Source organism: Psychromonas saccharinae (assembly GCF_051201515.1).
GTDB lineage: Bacteria > Pseudomonadota > Gammaproteobacteria > Enterobacterales > Psychromonadaceae > Psychromonas.
The window spans coordinates 3364703-3381801 of the sequence record NZ_CP195153.1; the positions used below are offsets into that span (position 1 = coordinate 3364703).

At 37.9% G+C, this 17099-nt stretch carries 13 protein-coding genes; 9 read left to right on the top strand and 4 right to left on the bottom strand.

What is annotated here, in order from left to right:
- Positions 1–39: 39 nt before the first annotated feature.
- Positions 40–621, top strand: a complete 582-nt coding sequence (locus tag ACR30L_RS15110; protein WP_435235074.1) for a Maf family protein — start codon at positions 40–42, stop codon at positions 619–621.
- Positions 622–779: 158 nt separating this feature from the next.
- Here the strand turns inward: ACR30L_RS15110 and ACR30L_RS15115 are convergent, their stop codons facing one another.
- Positions 780–3203, bottom strand: coding sequence for a DNA polymerase II (locus tag ACR30L_RS15115; protein WP_435235075.1), 2424 nt, complete (start codon positions 3201–3203; stop codon positions 780–782).
- A gap of 363 nt (positions 3204–3566) precedes the next feature.
- On the opposite strand from ACR30L_RS15115, the gene ACR30L_RS15120 reads away from it, so the two are divergent.
- A complete protein-coding gene (locus ACR30L_RS15120) occupies positions 3567–3968 on the top strand; it encodes a hypothetical protein (RefSeq protein WP_435235076.1) in 402 nt (133 codons plus the stop codon).
- Between the two features lie 39 nt (positions 3969–4007).
- Here the strand turns inward: ACR30L_RS15120 and ACR30L_RS15125 are convergent, their stop codons facing one another.
- A complete protein-coding gene (locus tag ACR30L_RS15125) occupies positions 4008–4625 on the bottom strand; it encodes a glutathione S-transferase family protein (protein WP_435235077.1) in 618 nt (205 codons plus the stop codon).
- Between the two features lie 177 nt (positions 4626–4802).
- Between ACR30L_RS15125 and ACR30L_RS15130 the strand changes: the two genes are divergently transcribed.
- From ACR30L_RS15130 to ACR30L_RS15140, 3 genes are all read left to right on the top strand, one after another.
- Positions 4803–6533: a transporter substrate-binding domain-containing protein gene (locus tag ACR30L_RS15130; protein ID WP_435235078.1), complete on the top strand. Its 1731-nt coding sequence runs from the start codon at positions 4803–4805 to the stop codon at positions 6531–6533.
- A gap of 2 nt (positions 6534–6535) precedes the next feature.
- Positions 6536–7945: a sigma-54-dependent transcriptional regulator gene (locus tag ACR30L_RS15135; RefSeq protein ID WP_435235079.1), complete on the top strand. Its 1410-nt coding sequence runs from the start codon at positions 6536–6538 to the stop codon at positions 7943–7945.
- A gap of 297 nt (positions 7946–8242) precedes the next feature.
- Positions 8243–9532 (top strand): dicarboxylate/amino acid:cation symporter, encoded by a 1290-nt coding sequence (locus ACR30L_RS15140; RefSeq protein WP_435235080.1) that lies wholly within the window; start codon positions 8243–8245, stop codon positions 9530–9532.
- 75 nt (positions 9533–9607) lie between these two features.
- Here ACR30L_RS15140 and uvrB read toward each other — a convergent pair whose 3' ends face one another.
- Positions 9608–11620, bottom strand: coding sequence for an excinuclease ABC subunit UvrB (gene uvrB / locus ACR30L_RS15145; protein ID WP_435235081.1), 2013 nt, complete (start codon positions 11618–11620; stop codon positions 9608–9610).
- Between the two features lie 1383 nt (positions 11621–13003).
- Between uvrB and ACR30L_RS15150 the strand changes: the two genes are divergently transcribed.
- The 3 genes from ACR30L_RS15150 to ACR30L_RS15160 all read left to right on the top strand — a co-directional run bounded on the left by ACR30L_RS15150 (position 13004) and on the right by ACR30L_RS15160 (position 15294).
- Entirely contained in the window at positions 13004–13591 is a 588-nt protein-coding gene (locus tag ACR30L_RS15150; protein WP_435235082.1) for a YajG family lipoprotein, read from the top strand.
- A gap of 29 nt (positions 13592–13620) precedes the next feature.
- Positions 13621–14163, top strand: a complete 543-nt coding sequence (locus ACR30L_RS15155; RefSeq protein ID WP_435235083.1) for a peptidylprolyl isomerase — start codon at positions 13621–13623, stop codon at positions 14161–14163.
- 78 nt (positions 14164–14241) lie between these two features.
- The gene (locus tag ACR30L_RS15160; RefSeq protein ID WP_435235084.1) at positions 14242–15294 is read left to right on the top strand and encodes an aldo/keto reductase; all 1053 of its coding nucleotides are present in this window, start codon (positions 14242–14244) and stop codon (positions 15292–15294) included.
- Positions 15295–15368: 74 nt separating this feature from the next.
- On the opposite strand, the gene ACR30L_RS15165 is transcribed toward ACR30L_RS15160, so the two are convergent.
- Positions 15369–16106 (bottom strand): carbonic anhydrase, encoded by a 738-nt coding sequence (locus ACR30L_RS15165; RefSeq protein WP_435235085.1) that lies wholly within the window; start codon positions 16104–16106, stop codon positions 15369–15371.
- A gap of 281 nt (positions 16107–16387) precedes the next feature.
- On the opposite strand from ACR30L_RS15165, the gene rbr reads away from it, so the two are divergent.
- Positions 16388–16966 carry a rubrerythrin gene (rbr, locus tag ACR30L_RS15170; RefSeq protein WP_435235086.1) on the top strand — a complete coding sequence of 193 codons (579 nt, stop codon included), beginning with the start codon at positions 16388–16390 and terminating at the stop codon, positions 16964–16966.
- The last annotated feature ends 133 nt before the right edge of the window (positions 16967–17099 follow it).

Here is a 17099-nt window from a genome sequence, read left to right on the forward strand (position 1 = left end):
AAAATAAGGGCTTAATAATATATTATAACAGAGTCAATTATGCCCCAACAACTTGTTTTAGCATCAACCTCTCCCTATAGAAAACAACTATTAGAAAAATTACGCGTGCCTTTTATTACCGATAAACCATTCGTCGATGAAACACCTCTTCCCAATGAAACCGCTATTCAATTAGTCGAGCGTTTAGCCATCGCGAAGGCACAAGCATTAGTGAACAAATACCCAAATGCATTACTGATTGGTTCTGACCAAGTTTGCGTTAATAATAATATGATTCTTGGTAAACCCGGTAATTTTGAAACCGCCTTTACGCAATTAAAGGCAGCCAGTAACAAAAGTATCACCTTTTATACAGGCTTAGCGCTCATCAATAGCGTAACGGGCAATGTGCAATCCTTAGTAGAACCATTTACGGTCAAATTCAGACAATTAAATGACTCAATGATAAAAAATTACCTTAATAAAGAGCAACCCTATCAATGTGCTGGAAGTTTCAAAAGTGAAGGTTATGGGATTGCTTTATTTGATAGTTTGGCGGGCAAGGACCCCAATAGTTTAGTTGGTTTACCATTAATATCACTTATCGCCTTACTGGAAGCTGAAGATTTTTTTGTCCTTTAATTAGATACCCGTTACCATTCAAGATGCAGAAATCAGCATCTTGATTGGTAACGGGTATATTAAAGAAAGAAACACACTATGCGCACAATTACATTTAAAGGTTCACCCTATCAACTGGGTTTTAAATTAGGTCTGCAAGCGAAAACTGTTTTTTCATTTTAAAACAAACTCATTTGATCGGAAATAAGCCGATCAAAATCCTTACCCAATAACGGCAATATCGCTTCGGCAATCGGTTTTAATTGTTTATCGATGTAATGTTGATAATCAATTGTCGATTGCTGGTATTCCTGTGGCTCAGGTCCATTAAGCGTCATCAGATATGCAATCCGGCCTCGTCGTTGGTACTTTAATGGTCGGCCTAACCGTGCATTATGTTGATCGGCTAACCTCGCCGCGCGCACCTGTGGCGGCACATTTTTCTGATAAGCCTCCAAGGGACGACGTAAACGTTTGTGATAAATCAATTGTTGATCAAGCTTACCTTCATTGAGTTGATTTACCGTATCGATAATCAAATCGTCAATCGGTTCATCAGCAAATACTTTCGCATATAAAGTTTGCTGAAAAACCTGCGCAAGCTCAGTCCAATCAGAACGCACGGTTTCTAACCCTTTAAATAAAATTTCTTCGCTATCACCCGTTTGTTTTAATCCGGCATAACGTTTTTTTGAACCTGTTTCTGATCCTCTTAGGGTTGGCATAAAGAATTTTCTAAAACAGGTTTCAAATTCAATCTCAAGAAAACAATCCAGTTGCAGTTCTGTTTGTAATTTCTGTTGCCAGTAATCATTAATTTGCTTCTCTAATAATTGCCCTCTGCGCTTTGCATCCTCGGCATTATTGCAATCCTTTAACCAAACAAAAGTTGAATCGGTATCGCCATATATAACCTGTTCATTTTTCTGCTCAATAAACTCACGGGTTTCCATCATGATTTGATGTCCACGCAACGTAATTGAACTGGCTAAACGAGTATCATGAAAACTGCATCCAGCAGAACCCAACACTCCGTACATACTGTTCATAATAATTTTAATCGCATGCTGGAAGGGTTGATTATTGTCTTTTTTGGCGATTTCTCGTGCGGCAGCCAATTTATCTAAAATTCCGGGAAGATGATGTTTATCACGACTAAAACGGGCTTCTTTAAATCCAGGAATTGAATCTACTTCAGGTTCCTGTAATCCTTCAATCATGCCCATGGGATCAATTTTAAAGGTTCGAATAATCGAAGGGTAAAGCGATTTAAAATCGAGTACTAACACCCAATCGTATAATCCAGGGACTGAATTCATTACAAATCCACCCGGCGAATTCTGCGCTTCTATATCACCAATATTGGGAGCAATATAACCACTTCGATGCAATAATGGCAGATATAAATTGGTAAATGCGGCAACCGAACCACCACGTCGATCGAGTGCTAACCCCGTTAAACGTGCACGTTGTATTGCATACTCAGATAATTGTGCTTTCGCAAAAACACGCTCGACTAATAAACAATCTTGTAGATTGTAACGCGCCAATGCCAGTGGATCCTGATGAAATAAACGCTTTATTTCTAATCCTTTATCATTTTGTTCTGTAATCAACTTACCTTCGGAAAACATTGCTTGGCTAACAAACTCCAGGCTAAAGCTTTCAAATTGCCAGCTCGCATTTTTGAGTTGATCGATACCATCTAATACAACACGGCCATTTAAAATTAGGGTTCCCTGCTCCGGATCATTACGAAATGGCAACCAACGCAAAGGTGACCCATCACGACCAAGTCGCAATTCAATATGGTGATGTTCTGCCCGCTTAGCCAGTAATCGCAAATCAAAACTGGCAACGGCCCAACCAATAATGGCATCGGGATCATGCAGTTCAAACCATTGTTGAAGCGCAATTAACAACGCCATTTCATCATTAACCCAATGAATATTAATATCATCGGCAGATTGCGCCTTGCCAATCATCAATACTACTGCACATTGACAATTATCATTAATGCCCTGCTCTGTCGGTGTATTTACAGATACATTTCCATAACTCAAACCAATTGAATACAGTTCACTTCGCGGGCTGCATTCTATATCGAGAGAAACCATTTTAAGCGGTTTGACCACCTCTGCAGGTAATAATTTATGGGTTTGACCTTCCCAATAACGCCCTGTCCATCGAAGATCCGTACACACCTTGGCACTACCATAAATAAAGCGTTCCATTAAATAGCGATCAGTTAATTTAATGTCAGACTCGAAAAAAGCAATATTCTCAGCTTTTAGTATTTCTTGAAGGGCACGTAGTTGTTGATTAGATAGACTATAAACAGCAACAGCAAGCAATCCCGTAAAGGATTTTAATGTTAGTGGACGTACCTCAAGAGGAGTAATACGTTTATCGGCCCAAAGACGATTAGCCTGCGCTAAATCACGTTGGTGAATCAAAAAGACATAACGTTGTTGCGGAACAGTAACACGACAAGGCCCAGATTCAGTGGTCATCCAGAACACCAACTCCACCCCTTCTTTTCTTTCAATGGTTTGCCTGGAAAGAATCAATCCTTCCAGTTGATCACATTGCCCTTGTGTCATAAATAATTACTATCCCAAAATAAGAAAAATACAGTGTATCGGCAAATTAGCATAAAGTGAGAATATTTAGGGCAAATATTGCCGCTATAGACACACTATTGCCTTATTATTTTTTAGTTAAAATATGTAATTAATGTACAAATTCTATTTTTTCAACTTAAACCACAAACATTTAATTAAGCATAATCCATTGAAATTAAATTAAAAAACAATTTAATCATTAAAATAATTTGACTAAATCGTTTAAAAATCAAACTTGGCTTAATTGTTGCTAATTTCATAGTCAGTAAATTAAAAAACAAAATCATTAAAGCTTTTGTTTTTATTGCCGATTAATAAATAAGCACACTAATGAGGTAAACTATGACATCTGTAAGCCTAAATAATGCACCCGCAATCACAACAACTCAAATAGATAAATCGTCTACTAAGTTAGTAACACCAGAAGTAAAGCAAGCCCCACTCAAAATAGAAGCAAGTACCGTCACTATTTCTGAAGAAGGGAAAGCGTTACTAAGTGCCTTATCGGAAACGGAAGAGGGACAAGATTTACTGTTTAAATTATCGGAAATAGACCATGATTCTGATGAAGAAAAATCAACTGAAATTACTAAACAGCTGTCTTCATTTGCACACGGCGCATTAGGCCTCGATAAACCAGAAAGTGATGAAGTTGCCGCCAAAGAAAAAGACACAAGCTATACCGCAGGTAAATATTTAAAAGGTGCGCTGACCGTAGGTTCCATACTGCTTGCAATTGCTTAATATCTGACGGCTTAGCGTCTAACTGCCTCGTATTTAGTATTAACTGTAACTTGCTTCTATTTCGTCCGCTTTATGGAAACTATCATGCGTTTCTAATTGTTTAGCGTATGCAACGAGATTAGGAAAATTATCTAACTGACCATTATTTTTTACAATTTCAATAATAAACGAAATCATAAAGTCAGCCCCTGTTAATTTATCTGCCACTAAATACCGTTTTCCCTGCAAAGATTGATCTAAATAACTGATCACTTTAGCTATTTCGGCATCGGCATAGCCCTCAACATAATTGGTTTTACAACCATCTTTACTAATAAACATTTTCAATAATAACGGCAATATCGCGGAACTCTCAGCAAAATGTATCCATTGAGAATATTCAACAAAGTCCTTTGATCCTTTTACCGGCGAAAACTGCTCTGCAGCATATTTATCAATAAGATATTCAGTAATAGCACCAGACTCAGCTATCACCATTCCAGCGTCTTCAATCACAGGTGATTTACCAAGCGGATGTATGTTTTTTAATTCTGGCGGTGCAAGAAACGTCACACTGTCACGTTGATAAGGAACGACTTGATATTCAATGCCTAATTCCTCTAATAACCAAATAATTCTTTTAGAACGTGATTTATTTAAATGGTGAAGTTTAATCATTTTCAACCCTTTTAGTTTGGATGTAATACATTGTCGCTCTACCATAAATATTAAAATCACTTTGCACAATCAATTTGTTAAAATAGATCGACCTATCTTAATCTCCTGTATTCGATTCACATGAATACCAATTGTCGCTATAATTTCGACTTAAAATAATGCCGATGGATTTTTAAAATGGCTGTAAATATTAAATTAAACACGGAAGTTACAGCAATTCATAGGTGCATTTGTATTATTCCGAGTCGAATAAAGAATCTATTTTATATCCTCTTAATTGGACTGAGTCATTCCCTTTATGCTCAGGGTAATAACACCATTATTTCTATTGGTGGTGATCATAATTATCCTCCCTATGAGTTCCTAAACGCAAATGGTGAACCCGATGGTTATAATACAGAATTAACAAAAGCAATTGCTGAGGTCATGGGTATTCGTGTACGTATCAAACTTGACAGTTGGGACTACATGAAAAAACAACTCGAAGAAGGAAAAATAGACCTCTTACAGGGCATTTCCTATTCACAAGAACGGGCTAAAATATTTGGATTTACCCCACCCCATTCGATAGTTCATCAATCGGTGTTTGCACGCAAAGGAGCCACACCCGTTATTAACATTAATGATCTAACCGATAAATGGGTATTGGTACAAAATAATGGCATTATGTTTGAACAACTTGTTGCCGCCAACACTAATATTCATTTCGTAAAAACTGATACCCATGCAGCGGCGCTCCGACTGCTTGCCTCTGGACAATACGATTATGCCTTCGTAGCAAACTTGCCCGGTTTATACCTCGGACAAGAATTATCACTTTCAAATATAGAACCCGTAGGCAATCCCCTACCGCCACAAATATATGGTTATGCAGCATTGAAAGATAAAAAAGAATTACTTGCATTATTTAGTGAAGGACTTGCAATCCTAAAGAATACGGGGAAGCAACAGGAGATTTATAATAAATGGTTTGGCCCATTAACCGAAAAGAAATTTGATTGGCAAACCATTGGATTACTCGCAGCGGGTTTATCGCTATTTCTGACTATCATTATTGGTGGCGTTGTGATTTGGAATAGAAGCTTAACTAAACAAGTCGCACGTAGAACCCAAAAATTAGCATTACAGCAACAACAATTAATCCAAGCAGATAAAATGGCTTCGCTGGGTATTTTAGTCTCGGGAGTTGCCCATGAAATTAATAATCCAACTGGTTTACTATTACTTAATTTACCGGTGTTAAAGGAAACCTTTGACGACCTAGATGAGATATTGGAAGAACACTACGCTACCCATGGCGACTTTTACGTTGCGGGATTGAGTTATAGTCGGATGCGTGAAGAAATTCCATTAATGCTGACGGATATGCTTGAAGGTACTCAACATATTCGTCGTATCGTTGATGATTTACGCGACTTTGCGCGTCAGGAACCCATTGATCTATTAAAAATGATCAATTTCAATCAAGTGGTGATGACTGCAGTTCGTCTTACTGATAATACCATTCGTTCAGCAACACAAAATTTTTCAGTAAACTACCTTGGCCATATCCCTCGTATTCAAGGTAATGCACAACGATTACAACAGGTGGTTATTAACTTAATCGTCAATGCTTGCCAGGCACTAAATGATATACAACAAAGCATTTCGATTAGTACCTCCTATAACAGTGAAACAAAGATGGTGTGCTTAACCGTTGAAGATAATGGCACGGGTATTCTAGATAAACATTTATCACGACTAACGGATCCTTTCTTTACGACAAAGCGCGAACAAGGTGGAACAGGTTTAGGATTGTCGATATCTTCGAGTATCGTAGAAGAACACGGTGGACGATTAACCTTTGACTCCAGACAAGATGAAGGAACTAAAGTAACCCTTTATCTCCCCAAAGCAGAAGAACAATAAATATGAACACAGTACGTTACCCCGATTTTGGCATTTTGATCGTCGATGATGAACCCAGCTTTATTCGCAGTTTATCTATCGCCTTAGAACGTCGCACTGGTATCAATCATACCTACCAAACTAGCGATAGCCGTGAAGTTATGACCATGATTAACGAAAATCCAATCGGACTCGTTTTGTTAGATCTAAATATGCCGCATATTTCTGGCGATCAACTGCTCAAGGAAATTGTAGAAAAACACCCTCAGGTTGGTGTCATTATAATAAGTGGCATGAATCAAATTGAAGTTGCCGTGGATTGTATTCGTTTTGGTGCCTACGATTACTTCGTTAAAACCACCGAGGAAAGCCGCCTATTAGAAGGCATCGAACGTGCTATTGATCGACTTGAAATTCGTCGAGAAAATGAAGCAATGCGAAAACGCTTCCTGACTGATACCTTAGAAAATCCCGAATTCTTCTCTCCGATTATTACAGCCAATAAAAAGATGCGTTCTATCTTTCAATATTTAGAATCGGTATCTTCCAGTCGCCAACCAGTGATGATCACCGGCGAAAGCGGCGTTGGCAAAGAACAAATTGCCACCGCAGTGCATAAATTGAGTAACCGTAAGGGCGATATGGTTCGTGTCAACGTCGCAGGTATCGATGATAATGCCTTCGCCGATACTTTATTCGGTCATAGTCGTGGTGCATTTACGGGGGCAGATAAAAAAAGAATGGGGATGATAGAAAGCGCCTCCGATGGCACATTATTCCTCGATGAAATAGGTAATCTAAGCAGTGCTTCGCAAATCAAACTATTACGTTTGCTACAAGAAGGTGAATACTACCCATTAGGCAGCGATCGTCCTAAACGCAGTCGTGCACGTATTGTGGCAGCAACGCATCAAGATCTGTATAAAAAAGTGGAAGATGGATCTTTCCGCAAGGATCTCTACTACCGGCTTTATATTCATCACATAGAAATTCCTGCACTACGAGAAAGAAAAGACGATTTAAAAATACTATTTGATCATTTTCTTGCAAAAGCAGCGGCTGAATTTAATAAACAAACGCCGACCTACCCCAAGGAATTACCCATTTTATTATCGAATTATCATTTTCCTGGTAATATCAGAGAATTACAGGGGCTGGTTTATGATGCCGTAAGCCAACATAAAAGCCGGATCCTATCAATGGAAGTATTCCGAAGAGTAATCAGTCATCCCAATACAACGGAACAAACGCAGACTTTAGATTCGGCGCTCTTTGATCCCAATATGCCCCTCCCCACTTTACAAGAAATCAATGAATTACTGATTGCTTCTGCGATGGAACGGGCCCAAGGTAATCAATCATTAGCATCCAGAATGCTTGGAATATCTCAACCTGCATTAAGTAAACGCTTAAAGAAATCCCAGCTAGATTAATCAAAAACCGACATGCCTATTGCCATTAAAGATAAAAAAGCCTGCATCTTGCTTAGCAATGGGTATAACCATGGTTATAGTATAACTATGGTTATAAAAACCTATCTTATTGAATTTTAAAACTATTTTTAAAATCATCTCATTTACAATTACTTTTGTTATACCTAAACATAACATTATTTAAATTTATCTCTTAAATATCAACAAGTTAAATAATATAAAACTGGATCACTTATTGCTATTAGGGGTATATATTTTATTAATCCACATTTAATCAAAAATGCCAAGGAGAATAGCATGAGTACAAATGAGTCACAGTCGCCAACTAAGGGAAACTTTTGGAGTAAACTCGAACTATGGAAGAAAGTACTGGTCGGGATGATACTCGGTGTTATCGTCGGCGTAGTAATGGGCCCAGAGGCAGTGATGCTTAAACCTATCGGGACCTTATTTATTAACGCCATTAAGATGTTGATTGTACCATTGGTTTTCTTTTCGTTAATTGTCGGTGTAACGTCGATGGAAGATACCCGAAAAATGGGACGAATCGGACTAAAAGCCGTAGTATTGTATTTAAGTACAACGGCTATTGCGATTAGTATTGGACTTGGATTTGCTGCTATTTTCGGCCCAGGTGAAGGACTTAATATGATCGCATCAGACACCACTACGGTTGCTAAAGAAGCACCACCATTAATTCAAACATTCCTTAATCTTATTCCTAAAAACCCTGTGGGTGCGTTAGCTGCCGGTAATATTCTACAAATTATTGTATTTGCATTAGGTCTCGGTATTTCATTAACATTAATTGGCGAAAAAGCAAAACCAGCTGTTGCGATGTTCGAAAGCCTCGCCGAAGCCATGTATAAACTCACTGAACTGGTAATGAAAATGGCACCTTATGGTGTATTTGGTCTAATGGCATGGGTATCAGGTAAATTCGGTATCGACATTCTACTGCCATTAATCAAAGTGATTGCCGTTGTCTACCTCGGCTCATTAATTCACGTTTGCGTTTTCTACTCGGGTTTAATTGCTTTTATTGGCCGATTAAATCCTATTCAATACCTTAAAGGGTTGGCAAATCCAGCAGCCGTTGCTTTCACAACAACGAGCAGTTCAGGTACGCTACCAGCAACAATTAAAGCGGCACGTGAAGAAATGGGTGTGTCTAAAGGCGTTGCCAGTTTTGTACTGCCACTTGGTGCAACGATTAATATGGATGGAACAGCACTTTATCAAGGTGTTTGTGCAATGTTTATTGCGCAAGCATTTGGTATTGATTTAAGCATGTCTGATTTTGCATTAATTGTCATGACATCAACACTTGCCTCAATTGGTACAGCGGGTGTACCAGGTGCCGGCTTAATTATGTTATCGCTAGTATTAACCACCGTTGGTTTACCGATTGAAGGTCTAGCCATCGTTGCTGGTATTGACCGTATCCTAGATATGGCACGTACAACGGTTAATGTTTGTGGTGACATGATGGTATCAATTCTAATCGGTAAAAGTGAAAATGAACTTGATGAATCAATCTACAATACTGAAAAAAGTGATTTAGCAGCAGAAAGAGAAATAGCATAGTTTCTATTAAATAAAAAAAGGGCAAATAAACCATTCGTTTATTTGCCCTTTTAAAAATAAAAATATTTTTTAACACTACCCGACCGATACTAACTGTTCATGCAATTTAGTGACTTCATCTCTAAGTTGTGCCGCTTTTTCAAATTCTAAATCTTTAGCATAGGCAAACATCTGTTTTTCAAGCACCGCAATCTGTTTCAGTATATCTTGCTCACTGGCAACCTGATAACCGGCCTTATATTCAGCTACTTTATCAAGTTTCATATTGCCTTTTTTAACATCACGCTTACCAAGTTGCATCACATCGCCGACTTTTTTCACTAATCCTTGAGGGATAATATTATTATCTTGGTTAAATTGATCCTGTAACGCGCGACGATCTTCGGTAATCTTAATCGCACTGGCCATGGATTTCGTAATATGGTCAGCATATAGAATAGCCTTGCCTTTTAAGTTACGTGCTGCACGCCCCATGGTTTGAATCAATGAACGTTCCGATCGAAGGAAACCTTCTTTATCGGCATCGAGAATGGCGACTAAAGATACCTCTGGAATATCTAACCCTTCTCGTAGCAAGTTAATGCCGACTAACACGTCAAATACACCCAAACGTAGATCCCGGATAATTTCAACACGTTCAACGGTATCTACATCGGAGTGTAAATAACGTACCTTAATACCATGCTCGCCCAAATAATCGGTTAAATCCTCTGACATACGTTTAGTTAACGTTGTCACTAATACCCGCTCTTGTAATGGAATACGCAAGTTAATTTCAGAGAGTAGATCATCAACTTGCGTATTAACCGGCCTGACTTCAATAACCGGATCTAATAACCCCGTTGGTCTGATAACCTGACGAACAACATCCCCCTGTGATTTATCAATCTCGTAATCGCTCGGTGTTGCCGACACATAAATAGTTTGTGGAGCCAGTTTCTCAAATTCTTCAAACTTTAAAGGGCGATTATCTAGTGCCGAGGGTAAACGAAAACCATAATTAACCAAATTTTCTTTACGTGATCGGTCACCTTTATACATCGCCCCTATTTGTGGCACGGTAACATGGCTTTCATCGATAATTAACAAACCATTCTTGGGAAGGTAATCAAATAATGTTGGCGGCGCTTCGCCGATACCACGACCAGAAAGATAACGTGAATAGTTTTCGATGCCTGAACAATAACCAAGTTCATTCATCATTTCGATATCATATAAAGTACGTTGTGAAATGCGCTGCTCTTCGATTAATTTATTGTTAGCTAAGAATTCTTTTTTACGCTCTCTTAATTCTTCTTTAATCCCTTCAATCGCATCTAAAATTTGTTCTCTCGGTGTAACATAGTGCGTTTTAGGATAAACCGTCACACGGGATAATTTATCCAACTGCTGCCCGGTTAAGGGATCAAAAATAGTAATATTTTCAACTTCATCATCAAATAACTCAATACGTAATGCTTCTTTTTCTGAGTCGGCAGGGAAAATATCGATCACTTCGCCACGCACACGGAAAGTACCACGGCTTAGTTCGGTTTCATTGCGGTTATATTGTAAGTCCACTAAGCGTTGTAAGATATCGCGGCTAGAAATAATCTCCCCCACCGTTAAGTGCAACATCATCTGTAAATATGCATTAGGATCACCTAACCCATAAATAGCAGAAACCGAAGCAACCAACACAACATCTTCTCGTTCTAATAGAGCTTTAGTCGCCGATAATCGCATCTGTTCAATATGCGCATTGACCGCTGCATCTTTCTCGATAAAAGAGTCCGAACTCGGTACGTAGGCTTCGGGTTGATAATAGTCATAGTAAGAAACAAAATATTCAACGGCATTATTAGGGAAGAACTCTTTCATTTCGCCATATAATTGCGCAGCCAAGGTTTTATTCGGCGCAAGAATTAACGTCGGGCGATTAAGTTGCGCAATGGTATTCGCCATCGTGAAAGTTTTGCCCGAGCCCGTTACACCTAATAAGGTTTGAAAAGCTAACCCGGATTCAACCCCACTGACTAAGTCTTCAATAGCCTTAGGCTGATCGCCGGCAGGGGCAAACTTAGCATCTAGCTGAAACTTTTTACTCATAACAACACCCGTGTTTTAATAAATAGGAATAGATATTACTGATATACCCGTTACCATTCAAGATGCAGAAATCAGCAAGACGAGAGGTGAGCAGATTCTAGGCATAAAGGTGAAGATCTAACGGGTTAAATCGAGACTTTATAACAACGAAGATGTTTGCCTCTCGTCTTGTCCTGTGGGTCACTAGCTCGTTTCTTATAAACCATGGCAATACTGCGTTATAACATTCGATAAGGACTAGCCATTAAAGATGTAAAGTCTTGTTTTTACATCTACCGATAGAGGATTAACGCAGTTAATCGTTTGAAAGGTCATCATGTTACGCCTTGCCTTGGTATCCGAGCTAGTGACTGATAAACGCATTTTGATTGATAACGGGTATATACCCGTTACCGTTCAAGATACAAAAAATCAGCAAGTGGAGAGGTAAATAGATTCTAAGCATAGGGCTAACGATCTAAAGGATTAAATTGAATAGGTTATCAGTAAAGATCTTTTTATTATCAAAAAATGTCTATTTTTCTTTGCACCAATATTGTGAAAAACAAGCCATTAGAGTTTGAATTTCAACCAACCCGCCATTTTTATAACTTAAAATAACAACTAGGGGCTTTTTTATCATTTTATCCCTGCTTTAAATATATTTGAAAAATCCATTAAAAGAGTAATAAATCAATTTCTATTCCAACTTATATTATTAAACAGGTCAAAAAACAGCCAATAAAAGATCCTTCCAAATGACAGTTGTCAATGCCTTTATTCGTATTTTAATAAAAATAATACACATAAAAAAATCGACCATAAAAAAAACAAATATTGCTAGTATTTTATTTAATAAAAATGTCACATGACTTGTTGACATTTATAAGCCATTGATTAAAAACAAATAAATCTATAGCGTGTTTTTACAGCAATATATGCTCAAGCAAGTAATCATCAGGCTTTCAGGGACTTTTAACAAAAGTCCCCACAGACTTATCCACAGAAAAAGTGGATAACCACTTGAAGCCCAGAGCTCATAAGGTCTCCGGTCGGTTGTTAAAAATTTTAACAAGATCATTTGTATTTATTTTTATTATCACCTGCTCACATTTCAAACAAAAATTCAAAAAACAGATAAACAACAGTAACAACTACCAAACCGTACAAAAGAGAATAAACAGATATCTAGTGAATAGGTTGTAAGCACAATTAACATCACTTAATATTAATTGTGTATAAAAATCATTCTTATTTCGATCTTTGGAATTAAATCGCATTGATATACCCGTTATAAAATAGTCATCGGCAAGAATAACTAATAAAGATCAACAGACACTAATCTATTTGTTATTATCGAAGCGCAATAAAATAAAGGTCACCCATTTAGCCAAAGGAAACACTGTGATTTATTTATCTATCAAAAAAATGACTCAAGCATTACTTCTTACAAGTTCATTCTTATTAGTCGCTTGCAGCACATCACCTCTAAGCATTACACTCCAACCGACCTTATCTGAAATACCCGCAAATAGCGTATCGACAAGCAAACTAAATTGGCAAATCACCAGCCAAGATTTTCGTACTGCACAATACTTAATTATTGTATCGGAGGGTGATGGAGTCGCGACTTTAATCAATGATGCACAAAATAGTCGTTTAGTAATCCAACAATCTCTCCAACAAAAATGGGCAGAAACAGGGTTAAGATTAAATCCACAAAGTGAAAATAAGATAACAATTCAACTTATTGAACTGTTATCAAAAGTGAAACAAACAAGCTTTAGCCATACGGTTAATTCAACCATCACAATTAACGTTCGTGTAGAAAGCGGAACGACCGTCTTTAATAAAATATTTGCCTCGAATACTGAACAAGAAGCGCCACTCAGTGTCAATATTAAAAAAACGGGCAATAAATTAAATACCCAGTTATCACTATTGTTAGATGAGATAATTAACGATCCAGAACTTAACGCTAAATTTAAATAACTATTTTTACCTATTAAAGGAATGATTCAATGAAACAACTATTTACCCTGTTTGTTCTACTATTTGGTTTTTCTACTTTTGCATCAGCAAACCCAAATGTTGTAATCGACACTTCTAAAGGTGACATCACCATTGAGCTTTACCCGCAAGAAGCACCAAAAACCGTGGCAAACTTTTTAACCTATATACAAAAAGACGGTTATAAAAATACGGTCTTTCATCGTGTAATTAAAGGATTTATGATCCAAGGCGGTGGTTTTATGGAATCAGGGAGTCGCGCAGATGTATTAGCAAGTATTGAAAATGAATCAAGAAACGGCTTAAGCAATGAACGCGGCACCATTGCAATGGCAAGAACCAATAATCCAAATTCAGCAACGCGCCAATTCTTTATCAATCAAAAAGACAACGGCTTCTTAGATGCTAACAACAATAAATGGGGTTACGCAGTATTTGGTCGCGTTACTTCAGGTATGGCTATCGTCGATGATATTGCGAATGTTGCCACCAATCATTCAGATAAACCATTACAAGCAATCACCATTAATAGTATTACCGTTCAAGATAAATAATCTCAAATTATGCCATCAACTTCTCCCGTTGATGGCATCTCTCATTATTAAAACTCATTCATAAATTTAGGAATCACAATGGAATTTTCAGTATTAGGTAGCAGTGGTCTTAATGTTTCACGCGTCTGTTTAGGTAGTATGACCTGGGGATTACAAAATACTCAGGAAGATGCGAATCAACAAATTGAATATGCATTAACCCAAGGTATTAATTTTATCGATACTGCAGAGATGTATGCAGTGCCACCCTCTGCAGAAACCTATGGTAAAACCGAAACCATTATTGGTAACTGGTTAGCAGCGAATCCAAGTCGCCGTAAAGATATTATTCTAGCCACCAAAATTGCAGGTGCAGGTTTACCTTGGGTACGTGATGGCGGTCCAATTACTGGAGAAGCCGTTATTCAAGCCGTCGATAACTCGCTAAAACGTTTGCAAACTGATTATATCGATCTGTTTCAATTACATTGGCCAAATCGTACGACAGCACATTTCAATAAACATTGGACCAATCAAATCTCCTTCAGCGACACTGATAATGTCGCTCATGAAGCACAAATGCTTGATATATTACAAGCACTTAAAACCTGTGTAGATGCCGGTAAAATTCGGTTTTGTGGTTTATCCGATGATAGTACATGGGGGATCAATACGTACCTAAAATTAAGCGAACGTCATAATTTACCACGCATGGTATCGATTCAAAATGAATTCAATCTATTACATACAATGGATTGGCCACATTTAATTGAAAACTGTGTGCATGAAGAAATTGCTTATTTACCTTGGTCTCCTCTTGCGGGTGGATTACTCAGTGGTAAATACAGTAATGGTGCTCGACCAATAGGAAGTCGTTGGACAATTTCACAACGTAATGGCAATTTCAGAGATACACCAACAGCCCACCAAGCCGTTGAAGCTTATGCACAGGTTGCGAAAGAATATGGTTTCACACCATCTCAATTAGCCTTAGCTTGGTGCGATAAAGTTGATGGCGTCACCTCAACGATTATTGGTGCCACTAAAATGGATCAGTTAAAAGAAGATATTAATGCATTCTCAAAACCACTGAGCCAGCAAACGGTTGATGATATTAACCACGTATTAAAAACTTACCCGATTCCTTTTTAATATTGCCATATGTATTATTTGCATTGACGTGATTTAAAGTTCAGCCTATATCCATAGGCTGAACTTTAAATCGATTATTTTAAAATAACGCGAGAATTTACGTCTTGTAATGGACGGTTATTTGCTCCGTGCATGGTTGCTTTAAAGGCTTCAATTTGTGCTTTAGATGCAGTAACCGCTTCTTTCATTACGAACCAACGAACGCCCTCTGAACAAGGTGGTGTCGTTAATGACCCATTGAAACGATAGTAATCTTTATTTTCAGGTAAAATATCAAGCGCGTCCACACTTGCACTAAAAGCATGTTTATCGCCCTCATGCATAGGGATTTGTTTCCATGCTGCTGCTAATCCTTTATTTTCATATCCTTCTTTAAACATCACAGCAATTACCGCAAGGTTGCCATCTTTATCCGCATGCACTAAATGTCCCTCAAGTGGATACGCTTCACCATTAATATGGTTTTCACTTGGCGCATGAAAATGAAATTGTAATAAATTAAATTGTTTACCGTCGATTTCAATATAACTGCCCTTTTGATAATTCACTTGCACAGTATGACCATTATTAACAATTTCATTCCCCCCTGCTTGGTAATGAAATACAATTGGGGCAAGTTCAGATTCAATAAAGCCAGTTAAATTAATGGGTGATTGATTTTTGCCCGTACAAGCAAAATTATCGCCCGTAAGACTCGCCCAATTTTCAGGTGCTCCATCACCGGTATATCCCCAATGTGCGTGTTCATGCTCAGATGCAAAACTAGTGGTTGAAGCAATCATTGCGCAGGCTAATAAAATAGATTTTTTCATTTTCTCTCTCGATATTATTGTTGTGATTATTAAGTGTGGGTATTATCAAAAGATACTCTTCGGTTTACAATAAAAACAAGTGCATTTATCAGCCTTAAAATTGATTTGTAATAAACATTTGTTTGATTCATTAAATAATAGACATCACGGTTATCAACCTCAATCACTCTGCTCCCTTGTCTAGATCAAAGTTGCCTCGAATAATACGCGTTATATTTATTAACAATAAATACTTACTCTTATCAGTAAGCAATTAAACAACAAAATCAAGAAGGGAAACCATGTCAAAAAGTATTAAAGGCACACAAACAGAAAAAAACTTAATGCTTGCATTTGCTAATGAATCTCGCGCAAGAAATGAGTACACCTTTTATGCCAGCGTTGCCAAAAAAGAAGGACTTGTACAAATCGCAAGTATCTTCGAAGAAACGGCAAATCAAGAAAAAGAGCACGCTAAACGTTTCTTTAAATTTCTTGAAGGCAATCCAGTCGAAATAACTGAAACGATTTCAAGTGGCGGCATCGGAAACACTTTCGATAACTTAAAAAAAGCTGCATCGGGCGAAGAACATGAATGGAACGATATGTATCCTGCCTTTGCTAAAATCGCTAAAGAAGAGGGTTTTGGTGAAATAGCGGCCGCCTTTAAAGCAATTTCTGTTTCTGAAAAACAACATGATAAACGCTTTAGGGATCTTGCGGATAATCTTGAAGCAGGTCGTGTATTTGAGCGAGATGGTGTGGTTGTGTGGCGTTGTCGAAACTGTGGTTACTTGCACGAAGCTAAGAAAGCACCGAAACTTTGCCCTGCTTGTATTCATCCACAGGCACATTTCGAAATTCTCGGTGAAAACTGGTAAGAAGAATAAACACTCCCCACTTTGCTACATAAAGAATACTATGGGCAGCCCTTTCAGGACACTCATAGTATTTTCCTTCATAAAACCAATTGTAATAATTAGCAGATCTATTTTCCGGTGCAAAATTTAGCCC

Excerpts from the sequence above, each read along its gene's own strand:
- ACR30L_RS15110 (WP_435235074.1), top strand. The coding sequence starts at position 40 with ATGCCCCAACAACTTGTTTTAGCATCAACCTCTCCCTATAGAAAACAA.
- ACR30L_RS15115 (WP_435235075.1), bottom strand. The coding sequence starts at position 3,203 with ATGACACAAGGGCAATGTGATCAACTGGAAGGATTGATTCTTTCCAGG.
- ACR30L_RS15120 (WP_435235076.1), top strand. The coding sequence starts at position 3,567 with ATGACATCTGTAAGCCTAAATAATGCACCCGCAATCACAACAACTCAA.
- ACR30L_RS15125 (WP_435235077.1), bottom strand. The coding sequence starts at position 4,625 with ATGATTAAACTTCACCATTTAAATAAATCACGTTCTAAAAGAATTATT.
- ACR30L_RS15130 (WP_435235078.1), top strand. The coding sequence starts at position 4,803 with ATGGCTGTAAATATTAAATTAAACACGGAAGTTACAGCAATTCATAGG.
- ACR30L_RS15135 (WP_435235079.1), top strand. The coding sequence starts at position 6,536 with ATGAACACAGTACGTTACCCCGATTTTGGCATTTTGATCGTCGATGAT.
- ACR30L_RS15140 (WP_435235080.1), top strand. The coding sequence starts at position 8,243 with ATGAGTACAAATGAGTCACAGTCGCCAACTAAGGGAAACTTTTGGAGT.
- uvrB (WP_435235081.1), bottom strand. The coding sequence starts at position 11,620 with ATGAGTAAAAAGTTTCAGCTAGATGCTAAGTTTGCCCCTGCCGGCGAT.
- ACR30L_RS15155 (WP_435235083.1), top strand. The coding sequence starts at position 13,621 with ATGAAACAACTATTTACCCTGTTTGTTCTACTATTTGGTTTTTCTACT.
- ACR30L_RS15160 (WP_435235084.1), top strand. The coding sequence starts at position 14,242 with ATGGAATTTTCAGTATTAGGTAGCAGTGGTCTTAATGTTTCACGCGTC.
- ACR30L_RS15165 (WP_435235085.1), bottom strand. The coding sequence starts at position 16,106 with ATGAAAAAATCTATTTTATTAGCCTGCGCAATGATTGCTTCAACCACT.
- rbr (WP_435235086.1), top strand. The coding sequence starts at position 16,388 with ATGTCAAAAAGTATTAAAGGCACACAAACAGAAAAAAACTTAATGCTT.